Genomic DNA, 1,820 nt, shown 5'->3' with positions numbered 1-1,820 from the left:
CAGCAAGCACTGTCACCACTCGCAGAAGCCCCGCCTCATCGAGGCGGGGCTTCGTCGTTTTCCGGAGGAAACCCGATGAAGAACCAGACCACGCCACCGCCCGCAGCGCCCTTCTTCGAACTGCGCATCGGCGGCTTGCAGATGACGATCCAGCAGGTCCCCTACCGCCTGCTCACCCTGGCCGCGTCCATCCTCGGCCCGCTCGCGGGCGCGACATGGCTCGCCCGGTGATACGGCTGCGCTCCCGGCTGAGAGCGCGCGAGTAGCTCCGCCGCCGCAGGCTGGGCCCCGGCAGCTGCGAGGCCGGGGCCCAGCCGTCAGTGGCCCGGTTCGTCCCCCGCCCACACCCCGGGGGTACGGCCGGACCACGGGCTTGCCTCTTCGAGTTGCCCGGCCAGGCGGAAGAGGAGGCCCTCGTGCCCGTAAGCGGCGGCGAACTGCATGCCGATCGGGAGCCCCGTCGCGGCGTCGTCCGTGACGGGCACGGACATGGCAGGCGTGCCGGCGACATTGAACGCCAGGGTGAACGGCGAGAGATCGTTGATGCGCTCGATCCAGCCCAGGCCGTCCAGAGCCTCCGCGCCCTCGGTGTGGGCGCCCAGAGGCAGCGGGAGCTCCGGCAAGGTCGGGGTGAGCAGCATGTCGTAGCGGTCGAAGTGCCCTGCCAGGCTTCGGGCCACGTGGTTGCGGTGCGCGAGAGCGGCGGCGAACTGGGCGCCGCTGACCTGCTGCCCGTAGCGGTACCCGGCCAGCGTCACCGGTTCCAGAGTGGAGGAGTCGACGGGACGGCCGAAGGCGGCGGCCAGTTCGTCGACCGTGGCCGTGAGATTTGCGGTCATCAGGCGGGCGTTGGCCAGGACGAAGTCCTGCCAGTCGGTCCCGAGGCCGGCCTCGGCCTCCTCCACCCGGTGGCCGAGCGATTCCAGCAGGCGCACGGTACGGGCGAGAGCGGCGGCCACCGGAGCGGTGGTACGGCGCCCGCCCCACCCTTGGGCGAGCACACCGATCCGCAGCGTGCCCGGGGGACGGGTGACCTCCTGCGCGTAGGGCCTGGACGGCTGTTGGGCGGAGTAGGGGTCGCCCGGCTCCGGTCCGCGCATCAGGTCGAGCAGTGCCGCACTGTCGCGCACGGTGCGGGTGACGCTGCCCTGCACGGCCAGGCCGCTGAAGACCTCGTCGGCGCCGGGGCCCATGGAGACCCTGCCACGGCTCGGCTTCAGGCCGAAGAGACCGTTGCAGGCGGCGGGGATGCGCAGCGACCCCGCGGCGTCGGTGGCGTGGGCGATGGGGACCACCCCGGCTGCGACCGCAGCGGCGGCGCCCCCGCTGGAGCCGCCCGCGCTCCGCTCCAGGTCCCACGGATTGCGGGTCGCGCCGTACAGCGCTGATTCCGTGGTGATGCCGTAGGCCAACTCCGGTGTCGCCGTACGCCCGAAGGTCGCCAGGCCCGCGCGACGGAAGCGCCGCATCAGGAACGAGTCGGCGCCCGCGACGTTGCCGGCCGCGAGACGGCTGCCCAGCTCCATGCGCCGCCCGGCCATGGCGACTCCGATGTCCTTGATCAGGAAAGGGACCCCGGCCAGCGGTGAGCTGCCCGGTTCCGGCCTGTCGTCGGTCGGCCATGTCTCCACGACGGCGTTGATCTGCGGATTGACCTTCCGCACGGCCTCGCGTGCGGATGCTTCCAGTTCGGCGGGGGTCACCTCACCGGCGGCCACGAGCTCCGCGAGCCCGACCGCGTCGAAGCTCACATATTCGGCAGTCTTCACTGTTACTCCACTCCCGGCACAAAAATGGTACCGCCTGGTACTCCATGATAC

At 71.6% G+C, this 1,820-nt stretch carries 2 protein-coding genes; one reads left to right on the top strand and one right to left on the bottom strand.

Features of this window, described 5'->3' with window-relative positions:
• Nucleotides 1-75 precede the first annotated feature (75 nt).
• Complete coding sequence (locus tag ACQKIP_RS46530; protein WP_365853779.1) at nucleotides 76-231, top strand: hypothetical protein; 156 nt, start codon at nucleotides 76-78, stop codon at nucleotides 229-231.
• An 86-nt stretch (nucleotides 232-317) separates the two neighbouring features.
• On the opposite strand, the gene ACQKIP_RS46525 is transcribed toward ACQKIP_RS46530, so the two are convergent.
• Complete coding sequence (locus ACQKIP_RS46525; protein ID WP_365853777.1) at nucleotides 318-1,769, bottom strand: amidase; 1,452 nt, start codon at nucleotides 1,767-1,769, stop codon at nucleotides 318-320.
• Between the last annotated feature and the right edge of the window lie 51 nt (nucleotides 1,770-1,820).

The sequence above is a fragment of the Streptomyces sp. NPDC059900 genome (assembly GCF_050270335.1).
In the GTDB taxonomy this organism is placed as follows: Bacteria; Actinomycetota; Actinomycetes; order Streptomycetales; family Streptomycetaceae; genus Streptomyces.
This window is presented reverse-complemented; position numbering and strand designations above follow the sequence as displayed.